Annotated in this window: 17 protein-coding genes; 4 read left to right on the top strand and 13 right to left on the bottom strand. The window is 45.5% G+C overall.

Going from position 1 to position 17,333, the window contains the following annotated elements:
* Positions 1–69 precede the first annotated feature (69 nt).
* Complete coding sequence (locus H70737_RS03420; protein ID WP_042184789.1) at positions 70–1,275, top strand: site-specific integrase; 1,206 nt, start codon at positions 70–72, stop codon at positions 1,273–1,275.
* 505 nt (positions 1,276–1,780) lie between these two features.
* On the opposite strand, the gene rlmD is transcribed toward H70737_RS03420, so the two are convergent.
* The 4 genes from rlmD to H70737_RS03395 form a co-directional block, all read right to left on the bottom strand.
* Positions 1,781–3,253, bottom strand: coding sequence for a 23S rRNA (uracil(1939)-C(5))-methyltransferase RlmD (gene rlmD, locus H70737_RS03410; RefSeq protein WP_042184785.1), 1,473 nt, complete (start codon positions 3,251–3,253; stop codon positions 1,781–1,783).
* Positions 3,254–3,343: 90 nt separating this feature from the next.
* A complete protein-coding gene (locus tag H70737_RS03405) occupies positions 3,344–4,234 on the bottom strand; it encodes a diacylglycerol kinase (protein WP_042184783.1) in 891 nt (296 codons plus the stop codon).
* A 229-nt stretch (positions 4,235–4,463) separates the two neighbouring features.
* The gene (locus H70737_RS03400) at positions 4,464–5,234 is read right to left on the bottom strand and encodes a sirohydrochlorin chelatase (protein ID WP_042184781.1); all 771 of its coding nucleotides are present in this window, start codon (positions 5,232–5,234) and stop codon (positions 4,464–4,466) included.
* A gap of 3 nt (positions 5,235–5,237) precedes the next feature.
* Positions 5,238–5,528 (bottom strand): YerC/YecD family TrpR-related protein, encoded by a 291-nt coding sequence (locus H70737_RS03395; RefSeq protein WP_019913624.1) that lies wholly within the window; start codon positions 5,526–5,528, stop codon positions 5,238–5,240.
* 430 nt (positions 5,529–5,958) lie between these two features.
* Between H70737_RS03395 and H70737_RS03390 the strand changes: the two genes are divergently transcribed.
* Positions 5,959–6,528 carry a hypothetical protein gene (locus H70737_RS03390; RefSeq protein ID WP_042184780.1) on the top strand — a complete coding sequence of 190 codons (570 nt, stop codon included), beginning with the start codon at positions 5,959–5,961 and terminating at the stop codon, positions 6,526–6,528.
* Between the two features lie 16 nt (positions 6,529–6,544).
* Here H70737_RS03390 and corA read toward each other — a convergent pair whose 3' ends face one another.
* The 8 genes from corA to H70737_RS03345 form a co-directional block, all read right to left on the bottom strand.
* Positions 6,545–7,504: a magnesium/cobalt transporter CorA gene (gene corA / locus H70737_RS03385; RefSeq protein ID WP_042184779.1), complete on the bottom strand. Its 960-nt coding sequence runs from the start codon at positions 7,502–7,504 to the stop codon at positions 6,545–6,547.
* Positions 7,505–8,404: 900 nt separating this feature from the next.
* Complete coding sequence (locus tag H70737_RS03375) at positions 8,405–8,722, bottom strand: hypothetical protein (RefSeq protein WP_156113049.1); 318 nt, start codon at positions 8,720–8,722, stop codon at positions 8,405–8,407.
* Between the two features lie 93 nt (positions 8,723–8,815).
* Complete coding sequence (locus H70737_RS03370; protein ID WP_042184776.1) at positions 8,816–9,808, bottom strand: inorganic phosphate transporter; 993 nt, start codon at positions 9,806–9,808, stop codon at positions 8,816–8,818.
* A 13-nt stretch (positions 9,809–9,821) separates the two neighbouring features.
* Complete coding sequence (locus H70737_RS03365) at positions 9,822–10,439, bottom strand: DUF47 domain-containing protein (RefSeq protein ID WP_042184774.1); 618 nt, start codon at positions 10,437–10,439, stop codon at positions 9,822–9,824.
* Positions 10,440–10,641: 202 nt separating this feature from the next.
* Positions 10,642–11,739, bottom strand: coding sequence for a DUF3048 domain-containing protein (locus H70737_RS03360; protein ID WP_042184772.1), 1,098 nt, complete (start codon positions 11,737–11,739; stop codon positions 10,642–10,644).
* Between the two features lie 243 nt (positions 11,740–11,982).
* On the bottom strand, positions 11,983–12,759 hold the full coding sequence (locus H70737_RS03355) for a DODA-type extradiol aromatic ring-opening family dioxygenase (protein ID WP_042184770.1): 777 nt from the start codon (positions 12,757–12,759) through the stop codon (positions 11,983–11,985).
* An 85-nt stretch (positions 12,760–12,844) separates the two neighbouring features.
* Positions 12,845–13,675 carry an alpha/beta hydrolase family protein gene (locus H70737_RS03350; RefSeq protein WP_042184768.1) on the bottom strand — a complete coding sequence of 277 codons (831 nt, stop codon included), beginning with the start codon at positions 13,673–13,675 and terminating at the stop codon, positions 12,845–12,847.
* Between the two features lie 235 nt (positions 13,676–13,910).
* Positions 13,911–14,114, bottom strand: coding sequence for a hypothetical protein (locus H70737_RS03345; RefSeq protein WP_042184766.1), 204 nt, complete (start codon positions 14,112–14,114; stop codon positions 13,911–13,913).
* Between the two features lie 183 nt (positions 14,115–14,297).
* On the opposite strand from H70737_RS03345, the gene H70737_RS03340 reads away from it, so the two are divergent.
* Both H70737_RS03340 and H70737_RS29630 read left to right on the top strand, forming a co-directional pair.
* On the top strand, positions 14,298–14,960 hold the full coding sequence (locus H70737_RS03340; RefSeq protein ID WP_042184764.1) for a DUF1129 family protein: 663 nt from the start codon (positions 14,298–14,300) through the stop codon (positions 14,958–14,960).
* 47 nt (positions 14,961–15,007) lie between these two features.
* Entirely contained in the window at positions 15,008–15,949 is a 942-nt protein-coding gene (locus H70737_RS29630) for a hypothetical protein (protein ID WP_052404141.1), read from the top strand.
* An 86-nt stretch (positions 15,950–16,035) separates the two neighbouring features.
* Here the strand turns inward: H70737_RS29630 and ilvA are convergent, their stop codons facing one another.
* Positions 16,036–17,298 carry a threonine ammonia-lyase IlvA gene (gene ilvA / locus H70737_RS03330; RefSeq protein ID WP_042184762.1) on the bottom strand — a complete coding sequence of 421 codons (1,263 nt, stop codon included), beginning with the start codon at positions 17,296–17,298 and terminating at the stop codon, positions 16,036–16,038.
* Between the last annotated feature and the right edge of the window lie 35 nt (positions 17,299–17,333).

Below are 17,333 nucleotides of genomic sequence, written 5' to 3'. Positions count from 1 at the left end.
AACATTTCTCGGTCTCTTGTGTAAACTGCAAGGGACCAACTTAATTCAAGGAATTGGAGGTTAAGAATTGTGGCTAGTATTGAGAAACGCGGAGTGAATTCCTGGAGATTAGTTGTGGAAGCAGGATATGATGCCGCTGGCAAACGGTTGAAGAGATATAAATCGATCAAGATTGACGACCCTGCATTACTAAAGACGACAAAACGCTTGAGGGACTATTTGAACGATGAATTAATAAAATTCAAGATCGAAGTAGAAGCAGGTGAATATATTGCGCCGGAAAAGATGACCTTCGAAGTATTTGTTCAGGAATGGGAATCCAAATATGCTCGCAAGCATCTGGCTGAAAAAACCTTATATATGTATCAATCCAACTTGAAAACTAGAATATTACCAACTTTTGGACATTTTAAATTAGATCAAATCAAAACTATCCACATTGTAAGTTTTCTAGACTCATTAACCGCAGATGGTGCACGTAAAGGTTTTAGAAAAGGAAATTTATCTACAGGTTCGATTGAAATTAATCACCGGGTATTAAAAAATATATTTTCAAGAGCGGTCGAATGGAAACTACTCAAACAGAATCCAGTTTCAGGTGTGAAGAAGCCCACGGTTAATCACAAGGAAGTTATCCCCTACGACGAGCTGGAAGTTCAGCAATTACTTCATTTATTACAAGATGAACCTATTCATTGGCGAATTATGATAACTCTTGCTCTAACTACTGGACTTCGCCGTGGCGAGCTACTCGGGCTTGAATGGCACCACGTCGATTGGGAATCAGGGGTACTTAGCGTCACACAGAGCGTTTCCATGTCCCCTGCAGGTATTGCCCACGTAAAAGAACCTAAGACAAAATCATCAAAACGTAAAGTAGCCCTTCCAACTTCAATGTTAGAAGAATTAAAGGAATACTACTTATTCAAGCAAGGTGAACGTGATAAAATCGGTGATCTTTGGAATGGTGGAGAGTATAATTTTGTTTTCTGCCATCCAGACGGAAAAGCATTTCATCAAGAACGACCATACTTATGGTTTCGTGCCTTTCTTAAGAAAAATAAACTAAGGTATATCAAGTTTCATACTCTGAGACACACTAGCGCAACACTTCTAATCAATCAGGGTGTTCATGCAAAGATCATCTCTGAGCGACTTGGCCATGGAAATATCCAAGTCACCATGAACACATATGGGTTTGCGCTAAGTTCAGCCGACAAAGCCGCAGCTGAGAAATTTGATTCCATTTTAGACAAAAATCGAGGGCGTGCATAAAGCACGTTCTTCAATTTCCCCTAACCTAGCTATCCTTTTAAATAGAATCATATGTACTCTACTTGCACTTCAGAAAATTTCTCCCACTATTAATTCGAATGGTATAAAAATCGATTTTTTGTCAATAAAATTAAAATATAAATACTTGTTCAGAAAGGAAGAGATTAATATGAGTTTACCGAACTGGAGGTTACCTACAATGGGAGGGCTTATTTTCTGGAACACTCTTGATAAAAGAAAGGGATTCAAACTACAGCAAAACAAAAATACGGGACACTTTCGTATTTTAGACCCCTCAGAATATAGAATTGACTGGAGTTTTGACGAAGGTTCAATTCGAAATAGTTTTTACCAAATTACAGATTCCCGGTAATTATCCAAAGGAGTCATTCACCTAGGTGAATGACTCCTTTGGATAAAATTTTATTATTCATAACGACCACCAACTCTGCTAAATGCAGATCTAAACGAACGTCCCCACTTCGTCCCCAAACTCACTGAGTACTTATTCAAAACCCTTATAGATCAAGGAACAAACAGCTTCCACATGTACCGTATGCGGGAACATGTCCACCGGAGTCACCTCCACTGTCTTATACCCTCCATCTTCGAGCACCCGCAAGTCTCTTGCCAGTGTCGACGGATTACAAGACACATACACCACACGTTCCGGCTTCATCGCCAGAATCGTCTCCAAAAGTCGTGGATCGCAGCCCTTTCGCGGAGGATCGACCACGATAATATCCGCCGTAATCCCCTGCTCTTTCCAGTTAGGGATCACATCCTCAGATGCACCTACCTCAAACACTACATTATCCATACCATTCAAAGTGGCATTCGCCCGAGCATCCTCAATCGCTTCACGTACGATTTCTACACCGTAGACCTGCTTAGCATGCTGCGCAAGGAACAATGAAATCGTCCCGATACCGCAATAAGCATCTATAACAGTCTCGTTTCCCGTAAGTCCTGCATATTCCACCGTCTTACCGTAAAGAACTTCAGTTTGAGCCGGGTTAACCTGATAAAAAGAACGGGCAGAAATCGCGAATTTCACATCGCCGATATAATCGTAAATAACATCGTTCCCCCAAAGGGTACGCGTTGTATCACCGAAGATTACGTTCGTCTGTTTAGTATTCACGTTCTGGCAGATGCTTGTAACAGCTGGGATTTCACGACGAATCTCAGTGATCCATTCGTCCAGATGTGGGATACGTTCGCCATTAGTGACGAGTACGAGCATCATCTCACCAGTACGGAAGGCTTTCTTCACTACGACATGACGCAGTAAGCCTTTGCCGGATTCTTCGTCGTAAGCAGTAATGCCGCGCTTCCGTCCGATTTCTTTCACCTTCCGCACAACGTCATCGTTATCTTCATGCTGAATCAGGCATGTTTCCATATCGATGATCCGGTGGCTTCCTCTCGCGTAAAAGCCGCCCACAAGGCCGCCTTCTGTTACGCCAATCGGCACCTGAGCCTTGTTGCGATAACGCCAAGGCTCGTCCATGCCCAGTGTTGGGCGGACGAGAATGCCCGCTGCCTGATCCGTTCCAGCGTCTCTGCCACCACCACTCACCCGGAGCTTCCCAATCCGCTCCAGGTTGTCCACCACCAGCTGCCGTTTCCACGCCAGCTGTGCCGCATAGTCCATATGCTGCAGCTGACAGCCGCCGCATTGGTCATAGATCTCGCAAGGCGCCGCGATGCGGGCGCTGCTCGCTTCTACTAAATTCAGCAGCTTGGCGTAGCCATACTGCTTCTTGGTCTTGAGCACCTTTGCCCGGACCTTCTCTCCGGGAAGAGCTCCCTGCACAAAAAGGGTAAAGCCTTCTACGCGGCCTACCCCTTCACCTTCATGGGTCATGCCGATAATATCGAGCATAACCTCATCATTTTTATTCACAGGCAGTCCGGCGACAGGCGCCTTGCCGACTGGGCGGCTGGTGCTGCGTCCACTGCGGTGTTTACTCATTATTTATAGTTCACTTCTTTCATTATCATCGCTGTATAAACCCAATTATCATAACTATATATCCCACAATCATCTACAATCGCTCTTAGCTTAGTTATTTTCAGCAAAAATCCGCAAATGCTGTGGCAAAATCCGGAATCGCCCTGGCAATTCTCCACCCAGTTCGCCGTCCAAGTTCAATTGGACATGTCCTGGAGAGATTACATCCATCGCATCCGTACGGAAATAAATAACCTTCTTATCATTCAAATGCTCGCCGCGAAGAGCCAATCTGACCAAACGGACAAACTCTGCCAGGTTACATTTTTTAACCGCTATAACGTCTAACAGACCGTCATCGATCCGAGCGCCGGGAGCAAGCTTTTCGAAGCCGCCAACAGAATTCGTATTTGCAATCAGGAACAGCATAAACTCATCATGAATAACTTCCTGCCCATTGGCACGAATGATTAGTTCCTGAGGAGATAGGCTGACCATTTTTTCAATACCTTTTAAATAGTACGCAAGCTGCCCAATCATGGTCTTCAGCTTACTAGGAACTTCATATGTCAGTTCGGTTAGACTACCGCCGCCTGCTATATTAATAAAATAACGGTCATTTGCCTTACCGATATCAATCGGACGTGTCTCTTGGCGAATGATCAGATCACAGGAATCTTCCCAGTTCTTCGGGATCCCCATTGCACGTGCAAAATCATTAGTAGTACCAAGCGGCAAAACGCCGAGCGGGGGAAGATTAGGCTTCTCCGCCATACCATTTATAACCTCATTTAAAGTGCCATCGCCACCGGCTGCTATGATCAAATCATAACCGCGTTCTACTGCATCTGCAGCAGCTAGCATAGCATCGCCTTCTCCGGTTGTTGCATGGCAGGTAGCTTCAATGCCACCAATATCCAGCCGGTCCAAAATATCGGCGAGCCGCTTCTTCATTTCTTCCCGTCCAGAAGTGGGATTATAAATCAATCTCGCAGTTTTCATTACCGGAACGCCACCTGTTTTTATAATAGAATAACCTAATTGATTATACCTAATTCGGACCACTACAATCAATGTTAAAGGCCCTTTCATGCAAATATTCCATTATACAGCAATTAATGACACTGAGTTTAGAGAAAAACAACTATTTATATGTGTATGCAACAAATCCCGTATTATCCACAGATGTGGGCACTTTTTTTATGATTAAGTGTGCTCAAGGGTAGGTGCTTTATCGTTTCATTCGAATCTGTTCGAGGAGTGTCTCTACCTGTCTCTCAATCCAATGCGGAAGAAGGGGATGGGGCAGAAGCGTTTGACCAGAATACTTATAGGTTAACCCTTTAAGTCTGTTAGGAACCACATGCTTAGTAAAATAGCCTTCACTCAAAAAAAGCGGTGCCACCAGAACCTCGTGACCCTGCTCCTGCCAATACTCTACCTTGCTTCTTATACTATCCGGACTCAGCAGACCATAGTCGGCCGCCGCTACGCCACTTACCTCACGTACACGTCCCGCCAGCGAAGATATACCTTTCTGCCAGCGCTGCCGGAAGCCATCATATACACTGCCATGACCCACAAGCAAAATCGTCTCTCGCTTCGGTTCCGTAGACAGCTCACGTAGCTTGTCCCAGATCATTACAGCGATGTCCGGATCATCGTCGATAGGATAACCGTAGTGAACTTTAGCGTTCACTGAGAACAGCGCTAAATCCGTCTCACGTTCAGGCTCAGGTTTGGCGCCAAGTGCATATTCTATCTCATCGACATGTGTGCTTCCTGAGGAAACGAACAATGGGATCACAATAATATCTGTGATCCCTGCGTGTTCCAGCTCATTTATTCCATCTTGAATCAGACGGCCCTCTACCAGCTCTAAAAAAGAGACCACAACAGGAATCTCTTCACCTAGCGATAATCCGCTTACGGCCTCCTCTACGATTGACACCCAAGCCTTATCGCGAGAGCCATGACTGATAATAAGTACGCCCGGTACCATAAATTAGCGTCCCAAACGTTCCAGCGTTAATTTATATCCGTCATTGCCGTAGTTCAGGCAACGTTTTACACGGGAAATCGTAGCTGTGCTTGCGCCCGTCTCTGCTTCGATCTGGTTGTAGGTGGAGCCTTTGCCGAGCATACGCGCTACTTCCAATCGCTGCGACAGCGATTGAATCTCGTTCACAGTGCACAAATCATCAAAGAACACGTAACATTCTTCCATATTTTTTAACGTTAAAATAGCTTCAAATAATTGGTCGATACTTTTATCATTCAACTTCTTAAGTTGCATCAGCTTTTCATCCCCTAAAAGTTCTATCAGCATTAGTTTCTCTAATTAAGCTCCGTACAAAACTAGCTCCGGAAACATAAACCTCATGCGACTATCCTGCCTTTACTATATTGCACTGGAGCGCATTTTTCAAGCATTAACGATTTCACGCTGTAAAGAGTGAAATCGATGGACAAACGTCCACCTGTGGCGCACACTCAATATGTATCAAACTACGTTTGTTTCTTCCTACATAAGAAATAGCACCTACACTATAGTACTACATAAGCGCCGAAAATCAAGCATGTACACGCTTTTTTCACTTCTTAAAGACGATTATAGGCATTCGCCCTTTTCCGCTCCTATCACGGGTAACCCGGGCATTCGTCTATACCGTATGTTCGCCCATGACATACAGTATAGCAAACCACTAACAAAGGAATGTGATATTATGCCTGATCATTACTATAATCATTCCCGCCGGAACCAGCGTTCACTGACCGATACTTATAATGCATCTGCTTACCCCGGGCTCAGTCCATATGCGCCTTCATCCCCCCCAGGTGAGAGCGGAATCCTTCCCGCTTTAGGAGCAGAAGCTGCCACTGAAACAGCTCTAGCGCTTCCTGCTGCTGAAGCTACAACAAAGGCAAGCGGCGGGCTTGCCGGATTGCTTAGCGGCTTAGGCGGTTTAGGCGGCGGGGGCGGAATCGGTGGGAATATGGAGCAAATCAAAGGTATCATCGACCGAATGGGCGGTATTGACGGGATCGTAAACTCCATGGGTAAAGTGCAGAAGGTGATGTCCGGCTTCCAGCAGATGGCTCCGATGGTTAAGCTCTTCATGGGTAGCTTCGGCAAAGGAAAAGGAGCAGCAGGCGCACTGGCAGCCGAAGAGGATGCCGCAATGTTCAGTCCGAGTCGGCGCAAAAAAAGACGCTCCACCTCTGGGCGTCGTAAATCTACTACAACCACACGCCGGCGCTCTACTGCCTCTACCGGAAAACGTCGCCGCAAATAGCGGTGACGTTTTATTTTTACTTAAACCATCCACTACGCCGGAACCATCTGAACATGCTAACACCCACCACCAGCATAAACAGCAGAACACCAAAATACCCATACTTCCATTCGAGTTCAGGCATTACCACAAAGTTCATCCCATAAATTCCGGCGATCAGCGTCAGCGGCATGAATACGGTGGTGATTACTGTTAATGTTTTCATGATCGAATTCATCCGGTTGGAGTTAAGAGAAATGTAGCTATCACGTAGATCCGCAGTCATTTCTCGATCCGCCTCAATCATATCCGACAGTTTTAACAAATGGTCATAGATATCGCCAAAATAAATCCGTTCCTCACCGTTGCTCTGGACATGCTGCGAATTCACGATCCGGTACATCAAATCGCGCATCGGCACAATCGTCCGCCGCATCTTGAGCAGCCTTCCGCGCACATTAAACACTTGGCTCATCAAATCCTCCACCGACTCACTGCCGCCATTGCTCTCCAGATCCGCAAGCTCGTCCTCTAAACTGTAGAGGCATGGAAAATACTTATCTACCAGCTTGTCCATTACAGTATATGCAGCCGCCATCGGACCACCCGACCAGCCTTTACGACTATGTATTTCACGCTTCACCTGCTCCCAAGCTTCATTCATCTCTGTTTTTTCCTGATGATGATAGGACACAAGGTAATTCGCACTCAAAAAAAGGTCAATCTCTTCAGCATCCAGCGTCTCTTCATTCAGCGCATGCAGCACAAAAAACTGCACTTCCTCATAATGATCCAGCTTCGGCCGCTGTAGCACATGCATACAGTCCTCAATCGCCAAAGGGTGAAAATGAAAATAGTGATCCAGCAGCAATGTCTCCTCTGCCGTAGGTGTAGCAAAATCTGCCCATATCCATGCATAATCCTCCCGCCGGATATCCTGCAGAGGTATGTCTGTCAGCACCTCACCTGTATGCGTCACCGCAAGTGTACGTATCATAAATGTTCCTCCGCTTCATCTTCTTCCACGTATCTATTGTACCGCAAGAAGAGGAGTCTTCCAAAAATAACAAAAAAGAATCTCAGCCGAGAAGCCGTAGCTCTGAGGCTCCATTATTCAATAGCGTCCCATTCCGGAAAGGATGGAATACTCTTTAGATAGTATCATTCATCCCCTTCTCCCTCTGATCATTCGGCTCATAGTGTATATAACGATGCTCCTCAGATGGCGGGGATAGAATGGATAGAGTAGATAGGGTTGGGTTGGGTTGGGTTGGGTTGGGTTGGGTTGGGTTGGGTTGGGTTGGGTTGGGTTGGGTTGGGTTGGGTTGGGTTGGGTTGGGTTGGGTTGGGTTGGGTTGGGTTGGGTTGGGTTGGGTTGGGTTGGGTTGGGTTGGGTTGGGTTGGGTTGGGTTGGGTTGGGTTGGGTTGGGTTGTCACCGTATTTAATCAAATCGTATCAAGTGATTTGTTTAAGGATTAGTTAGTTTAAATTCTAACCGCCGCCTAGATTCGACAGATGCACAAATAGCTACGTCCAGACATAAGCTCATACGCACCTTATCCAAGCTTTAACCACTCTCGGTTGTACGAGCTAGACTCTGCAAATTTAGGGCACTTATCCCCTTCTTTATGCTTCTTCGACGTCATTCACCAATTCTGGGGCATTTATACCCCTCTTCATGCTTATACGACGCTATTTCACCAATTCTGGGGGATTTATACCCCTCTTTATGCTTATACGACGCTATTTCACCAATTCTGGGGCATTTATACCCCTCTTTATGCTTATACGACGATATTTCGCCAATTCAGGGGCATTTATACCCCTCTTCATGCTTATACGACGCTATTTCACCAATTCAGGGGCATAAATGTCCCTCTTTTCCCTTCTTCGTCGCTATTTTTCCAATTCTGGGGTATTTATACCCCTCTTTATGCTTCTTCGACGTAAATTAGCTAATTCTACGGGATTTATACCGCTCTTCCTCCTCCAATCGCCGAATCCCGTCATTTCTACGGGATTTATACCGCTCTTTCCCCTCCAATCGCCCAATTCCGTCATTTCTACGGGATTTATACCGTTCTTTCCCCTCCAATCACCGAATTCCACCATTTCTACGGGATTTATACCGCTCTTTCCCCTCCAATTGCCAAATCCCGTCATTTCCACGGGATTTATACCGCTCTTTCCCCTCCAATCGCCGAATCCCGTCAATTCTACGTGACTTATACCGCTCCCTCACCACCCAAACAACAAAAAAAGATGTCCGCAGCCAAAGGCTAACTGACATCTTTTTATTAAAGGGATTTAAAAAATGATTTTGAAAATCAGACCGGCTAATACCGCACTGATTGGAATCGTAATAAACCAGGTAACTACAATACGTCCAGCTACTCCCCATTTCACGGCAGAGAAGCGTTTCGCAGAGCCAACACCCAGGATCGCTGAAGTGATAGCATGTGTGGAGCTGACTGGCAAATGAAGCAGTGTTGCCGAGAAAATAACGGAAGCCGCGGAAATATCAGCCGCGAAGCCGTTGATCGGCTCGATTTTGAAAATCTTCGTACCCATGGTCTTGATAATCTTCCAACCACCAATGGAGGTACCGAGTGCCATAGCCGTAGCCGCAGCAACCTTAACCCATAGAGGGATTACATCCATAGTCTCTTGGCGTCCTGATGTAACGAGCGCAAAGGTAATGATCCCCATCGCCTTCTGCGCATCATTCGTACCATGAGTAAACGACTGTAATGCCGCCGTCACAACCTGCATGGAGCGGAAGCCCTTATTAACCGTATGTGGACTACGCTTTGCAAAAATCCATTTCAGGACTGTCATGATGATATAACCGATAACAAATGCAATAATTGGCGAGAAGATCAAGCCCTCGACAATTTCCACAAATCCGCCCCAGTTAATATGCGACGAACCTGCACCCACATATACCGCACCAGCCAAAGCGCCGATCAGTGCATGAGAGGAGGAGGACGGAATTCCGAGCCACCAGGTGATCAAATTCCAAATAATCGCAGCAATCAGCGTGGCTATTATGATATCCAGACCATTTTCCAGCAACGTGGGGTCTGTGATACTTCCGCCAATTTTCTTAGCTACACCTGTAAACATCAAAGCTCCGACAAAGTTCATCAGTGCCGCCATAATAATAGCTGTTCGAGGTTTTAACGCACGTGTAGAGACAGAGGTAGCAATCGCGTTGGCCGTATCATGGAAACCATTAATAAAGTCAAACGCAAGCGCGAGAAATATAACAATTCCAAGAATCCATATCGATGTTTCCATATTCTAGTACCCCTTATGAGTTGCGCATGATGATCGATTCCAACATGTTGGCTACATCTTCACATTTATCTGTAGTGGTCTCGAGTCGCTCATATAATTCCTTGCGCTTAATCAGCTCAATCGGGTCCTTAACGGTTTCAAATAGAGCTTTGGTACAAATACGAAGGACTTCGTCCCCTTGATTCTCAAGGTCATTCAAACGGATCGTATATTCACGAATGGCCAGCAGCTTCTTCTGGGAAAGCAAATGAACCGCTTTTTGGATTTCATAAGCACACTGACGAAGGATTTCGGCAAATTGTACAATGTATTCATCCGGGTCAAGAAGGTTGTACATATAGAAACGTGAGGCAGATGCCTCCAAGCCATCAATGACATCATCCATGCTTGTAATCAAGTCCATAATGTCGTCACGCTCAAGTGGCGTAATGAACGTCTTGTTCAGTTCCTTAATTACGGTGTGCGTGTAAGTATCACATTGGGATTCGTACTTCTTCATCTCTGCAGCGAAACTATCGACATTATTCTGGAGATCAGTGATATTCTGAGCAAAATAATCTGCAGCTTGGACAATGGTATCCGCCATATTTTCCAGCGTCTCAAAGAATATGTCCTTTTTTCTCAACTTCATTGTTTTAAACCCCTTTACATAATATTACCGTGAGTACAGAGTCACCCATATGTAAAAAGCATGAAAATGAATGACAACCCTTGTTATCTTAACATATCCGTAGAAGGTATAGAAGCTATAGAAATGAACTTTTTTACACTCTATTAACACTTACCCATAATTCCGAACACAAATCTGTATAACACTGGATATTCCGACTTTCTTAGGTTGCACTATCTGCTCCGCCGTATACCACATGACTGCTAAATGAAGGTGAATTAGGGACAACCAAAATATGGGTGATTCCTGGATACATTAGCTCTTCTTTACCATCCTTCACAAACCGAATCACATCACCTGGCTCACGCGACCATCTGCCCTTTGTGACCTGTCCTCTCTGAAAGAGCAACGCTTCTCCACCAAGCTCCACATCAACCTGAAGTCTTCCAACATCATCAAGTACTTTATGATCGGAACCCATCACCATCACATTTGCAGCTTCTACTGGCTTATTGTTATTCAGATCCAAATGTGGTTTACCATTCACGTAACGCTGATAGGTCTGGAGCTGAGTATCGTATTTATAGTCAATTTTATAACTTTTAAGCAAGAAGTTTACGCTAAACTCAGCGGCCTGTTCTCCGCCTGTCGGTATGTAATCTGGATTGTTAAAAAGATACCCTGGCACCTTCACACTTTTGTCATAACCCAGCTTCTCGGCACCTTCCCGCAGCTTCGCTGCATTACTGTAGAGATTATGAGGGGCTTTACGTGCTTTGTCCCGCCAGAAATAGGCTCCGGCACGACCGATTTCGTCCATATCTGCTTTTTTCTCTTTTTGCAAAATAGCATATGCCGCGGGGCTCCCCCCGGCATGCACTGTCACACCACCATAGCTCTCGCCAATATCGAGCAGATAAGGGCGAATACTGCGAATCGGTCCGATTTTGACCACTCCGGTATGACTTTGAAAAATACCAATCAACCGCGTAATGCCACCTTCAGCAAGGACCTCATATAAAATATCCGCTTCACTCACCCCCGACTGTGGCCGGGCCGCTGGAGCATTATTAATCATAACAGCTAAGGGACGCGGGAGACTGTTTTCAGAAACGGGAAGACCTGTTAATCCGGAAACGAGTTCAGCAGATGGATCTGCAGTAGGCGATGGCTGGATCGTTTCAATAGGCGCGGGATCTGCTGTAGGTTGCTGTGTCGGGGCAATTACATTATTTGCACTCTCTGTTCCGCAAGCGGAGAGCAATAGGGTACTTAGTACAAGGGCAGATAATAGACGGGAAGAAGAGCAGTTTACTTTCATAAGCTTGTAGTTCCTCCTAAACGTTTTATGTATCTTAACTGGTTTCTTCCATTTAATCACAGCCAGTCCCATTTGTCTTGATCCGCTTGCATCAAGTGTAATCGACTTCAGCGTCCTTATTAGGACGATATACGTTTAAGCAAGAAATATAAGGATAATGCATAGCGTGAAACTTTTACTTTCTTATATTTTAAAAAAGGGCACAGCCGATCTCCGGCTGTACCCTACGTGTATCTTATCCATTTAGTCTAGCTTCCAGCAATTGAGGCTTAATGTCCCATATTGATACGCTTGAAATATTCGCTCTGCCTTTCTGCTGCCATCCGCTGTTCCCATCGCATAAAAGAGAGGTGCGAAATGCTCTCTTCCGTAAGATGGAACCGCATCACGAACATGCGGAGCTTTTTTCTCATAAGCAAACAGTGAAGGTAAATCCCAAGATTCTAACCCTTTGGCAATCCACGCATCGAATTCAAGCGCCCACTCTTCAGGCTGATCACTTTCATTAAGCATCCGCAAATTGTGAACAAGTCCACCGCTTCCTATCAGCAGTATGCCTTCGTCACGCAGAGGGGCTAACATCCGCCCGATATTATACTGTTCCTTGGGAGAACGTAGTGAATCGACGGATAAAGCGACTACCGGAATATCGGCTTTCGGAAACATTTTTTTCAGTATTACCCAGACTCCGTGATCGAGTCCTCGCCCCAGAACGGGCTGATGTGAAAGATTGTTACCCTTAAAGAGCTCGGAAATCCGCTTGGTTAGAGCTGGATCGCCTGGGGCTGGATAGGTCAGCGTATACATTTCTTCAGGAAATCCGTAGAAGTCGTGTTGTGTTTCGTGCTTCTCATCCATGGTGAGTAGCTGTTCTGGGCTATCCCAGTGCGCTGAGAATACTACTATACCCCGTGGTGCTTCTAGTTCTTGACCAAGCCGCTCCAGAAAACGGGTATACTCGTTATCCTCCAGTGCGAGGAGCGGAGAACCGTGCGCGATAAAAAATGACGGTAATTTCATAGGATGCCAACCTCCATAACCCAGTATATGGTGTGCATCTTTATTTTACCGCTAATTTCAAGTTATTGCGAGTAAAGTCCATCACCTATATCATCCAATTTTGCCACTCTGTCTGCACATGCTCCTGTTCGTTCATCCACTCTCTTGTCCGCTTTAGCAGCTGCTGCTGTGCTGGCCCAGAAGAAAAGGTATGATCACCTTGAAAAATGATCTCTTTATCGCATCGTCCCTCAGGACGCGTCCAGAATAATTTCTGGTAAAGGAATGCATAATCCACGGGGATGACATCGTCAGACGTACCATGAATGACGAGCACATCACCGCTGAATTTACTAGCCTCTTGGAAAGGCTGGAAGGCCGCCAAAGAATTGAAATATACCGGTGTGAACGAGTAGCCCACGTAATCCGCTGATCCATTCTTCACCGAACGGTCATACGCCTCCCGCCCTACGATCTTCACAATATCATTGAAGGGGTAACCCACGGAGGCCCACAGCACGAGATTCTTCACGCGGCGATCACGAATACTTGTCAGAAGCGCAACCGCCCCACCCAGACTATGGCCAATAAGCGTCACACGCTGTGGATCCACATCGGCAGAGCTAATTCCGTAATCGAGCACCGCTCTAGTCTGAGCGATCATCGACTCCATATCCTCCTCGCCGTAATTACCGCTGCTCTCGCCGCAGCCCGCATAGTCAAATCGAATGACCATATACCCGTCTTGCGCCAGCTCACGAGCTGCTTTGACAAATATCCGATCGACTCCAATCCGGTTACCCACAAATCCATGGCAGATTACAGCTAATGGCAATCTGTCCTTGCAACGTGTGGAAGTTCCCTTCTCTTTACTCGGATAATGGATGCTCGCTGTCAATTCTTCGCCGTTATGCCGAATTACAATATTCCGTTCCATTGCCGTAACCTCCTATATTTAATCATTATTTTAATTTATTAGAATTCCGATTAACTTAGTGTGAATTATATTCTTATTATAAAGATTTCGTTCATATTGTCAACAGAAACGGGACAGATCTTAGTAATTTGCAAGAGCAAATTCGGAGTATAAACCGGAACGTCAAACAGCCAGTCTCCAATATAATGGAGACTGGCTGTTTTTCAATCGCATGATGAGCTTCCTGGGCCGTCAATCAATCATAGCTGTCGTTAAACATCTCATGGGTTTCTTGACTACCTTCCCAATCCTTAAGCGCACCCTCTGTTGCTGGTTCTTCTGTGGAATTCCACATGCTGAATCCATCAGAGCCGCCCCAATCCCCCATTGAATGATTGGGCGTAGGCTCGAAACCGTTGCCCATGACACTGTCCTGTTCTTTCTTGTTCTCATGTTCCATAAAGCTCCCAACCTTTCCCAAAGCTATATTGATCAAGCAACAACATTATCAGTGTTCACTCTTATAAAAGGATTATGCATAGGAAAATAGAAATGCTTGTCCTTGCGCTGACCTGTCAGGCAAACGTATACTCTAGGTTAAAGACTATACCGATTAACACTACTGGAGGTTTACATCCCTATTATGAAAGTGAAAGATATGATTAAGGAAAATAACGCCCTGCGTGAGCAGATGACGCCTTTCAATCGATCCTATTTTGAAGATATGATCCTGACGATGCGCGCCAGTAGGGTAGAAGCTCTCCGCGCTGAAGAACTTTTACTGGATGCAGCCAAGCTGCTTCTGAAAGAACAAAAAAAAGGTAAAAACGCTAAACAGGTGTTTGGCGAGAATCCGGATGATTATTTTAAAGAGATCATAGACAGCGTTCCCACACGCCCAGCGCGCAGCAAATGGAACTATTACTTGATGATTCCCTGCGCGGCTCTAACCTGTTTGTTCGGGATCTTGGCTATAGGTGGACTCTTCTTACAATGGACTAACGGATCAACTGGGATGTTCGGAGAGATTAGCCTCTTCACCCTCTTCGCTGTGGGGGCAGGTTCCATTATCTTGATCGAACTTATTATGAAATGGTTAACCTCCTTGTCTGAGGGGGATGCACCTAAAGCCAAGCCCTTTGATATCAAGGGCCTTGGCGTCTATATCGGAATCGCCGTAGTTGCCGTATTCATTGGCTTGTACCTCGACCGATTGTTTCCGGTCATTACTTTATCCCCGTGGGTAAGCTTAATTGTTTCCCTAATTGGGGCAATTGGACTAAAGTTTATATTTTTTAGAAAATAAAAGTCATGCTCCACCCATATTTCATCCAATAGACAGGGGGAACTTCCATGAATAAGAAGCAATATATTCTCTATTCTGTTCTAGCAGTAACATTGGGACTAGGCGCGGTACCTATAGGAACGATTCAAGCTGAAGGCGCTGCCAGCCCTCCTGTGGGAGGCACTAAGGCAAATCCTTTGACAGCAAACAATAATCATGCGGAGGCTATCTATAAAGCAGCATTGCCGCTGTTGTCTTCCTCTAACAAGTTACCCGAAGCTATTAAATATTTGAACGCCAATATGTATGCGGTAGGTTCGTATCGTGCCACGATAATGACACTGAAGCTTGAAAATTTGCACAAGGCGGCGCTTCCGGCGTGGGAGAGCAAATTCAGTACCAGCAATGTCCAGCGGAAGCTCACCGCCATCTATAAAGCTGGCGCAAGTATGAAGACCCTTGCTGATGCCACAGAAGATCTCACTCTGCGCACACTGCTGAAGAGTGCCAGCGAAAATGGATATAAACTGGAGACCGCGGAAGGCACTTTTTTCCCGGTGATCGACTATGAGGCTTACCGCAAATATAAGCTTTATGTCACTGACGATATCAGCGCGTATCTATCCATTATGGCTACGGAGTCTGATCTGCCCTCCTCCAAGGATAACGGGCTGGTCATTGGTTGGACCGATGTAGCTGCGCGAGCACTATCTCAAGAGCAATTTATTCAAAATCATCCGAAATCGAACCGAATTTCAGCTGTGAAATCCTTATATTCTATCTATGTTAACAATACGTTTTACGGCCAGAATAACACGCCCCTTTTCCATTATGACAATCTTGAAATGGACTTGGAGGCGCAGAAAGCCTACTCTAGCATTCTCACCAAGAATAAAGACAACAGCCCATTCCTGAAGAAACTAGATGGCTTCATGAAATTGATGAAAGACAAAGATTATAAATTAACAGATGAAGTCGAACAATACCGTAAGACTGAATTACCTCTCTAGTATGATATACAAAAGGCCCGTCCCCATTCATTCCGGGACGGGCCTTTCTATGTTCATTAACGAAATGATTAAAGTGATGAAAGAAATTAAATAAGGATGTTAAAGAGATTGGAATCCTTATTGATTTCTACATAATCTACACCCTTCTGCTGCATCCGTTCGATAAGTGGTTCATAAGCTTCAATGGACAATAGCTCTATGCCTACAAGCGCGGGACCATTCTCTTTATCATGCTTCTTGATGTACTCGAAACGGGTAATATCATCCTCTGGACCGAGGATTTCGTCCAAGAATTCACGCAGGGCACCTGCCCGTTGTGGGAAGTTCACCATGAAGTAGTGCTTTAAGCCTTCGTAAATCAGTGACCGCTCTTTGATCTCCTGCATACGGTCAATATCGTTGTTACCCCCACTAATGATACAGACGACCGTCTTCCCGCGGATTTGATCACGGTACTGATCAAGTGCTGCGATAGGTAAGGATCCCGCTGGCTCAACCACTATAGCATTCTCGTTATACAGCTCCAGAATGGTGGTACAAGCCTTGCCTTCAGGTACCATCACGATGTCATCCAGATGCCGGGAACAAATATCATAAGTCAGTCCGCCAACGCGCTTTACAGCCGCTCCGTCCACGAACTTGTTAATTTCTTTTAGCGTTACCACTTCTCCAAGCTTGATCGCTTCAGTCATTGAAGCAGCACCAAGCGGTTCCACACCAATCAACTTAGTAGATGGACTCACCGTCTTCACATAAGTGGCTATTCCTGCTGCCAGACCGCCCCCACCAATCGTTACGAACATAAAATCCGCAGGGTGATCCAGGTTCTCCATCACTTCCATCGCTATCGTTCCATTGCCTGCAATAATTCTCGGCTCATCAAACGGGTGGATCAACGTCATACCATGGTCTATACAAGCTTGAAGCGCTTCATCATAAGCATCATCGAAGGTATCGCCCTTCAGAATGACCTCAACAAACTCGCCACCGAACCGCCGTACTTGTTTGACCTTCTGATTAGGTGTTGTGCTTGGCATATAGACCTTGCCCTTAATTCCAAGTGCCTTACAGGAATAGGCTACACCTTGTGCGTGATTTCCTGCACTCGCGCAGACAATACCTTTGGCTCTATCTTCTGCGGATAGACTACGAATCATATTATAAGCTCCACGGATTTTAAAAGAACGGACAATCTGCAAATCTTCGCGCTTCAAATATACATCGCAATCATACTTGGCCGATAGTACGGCGTCACGCTGTAGTGGAGTCCGGATGATGACCTCCCGCAGTACGTGATGAGCCCGTACGATATCTTCCATTCCTACGATTCGGTCTTCCTCTTCTCTCATAACCCTCTCGCCTCACTATCATCTATTCATTCTAC

The sequence above is a fragment of the Paenibacillus sp. FSL H7-0737 genome (assembly GCF_000758545.1).
In the GTDB taxonomy this organism is placed as follows: domain Bacteria; phylum Bacillota; class Bacilli; order Paenibacillales; family Paenibacillaceae; genus Paenibacillus_AQ.
Note: the sequence above shows the minus strand (reverse complement) of the source record. Positions and strands in the feature narration are given on the sequence as shown.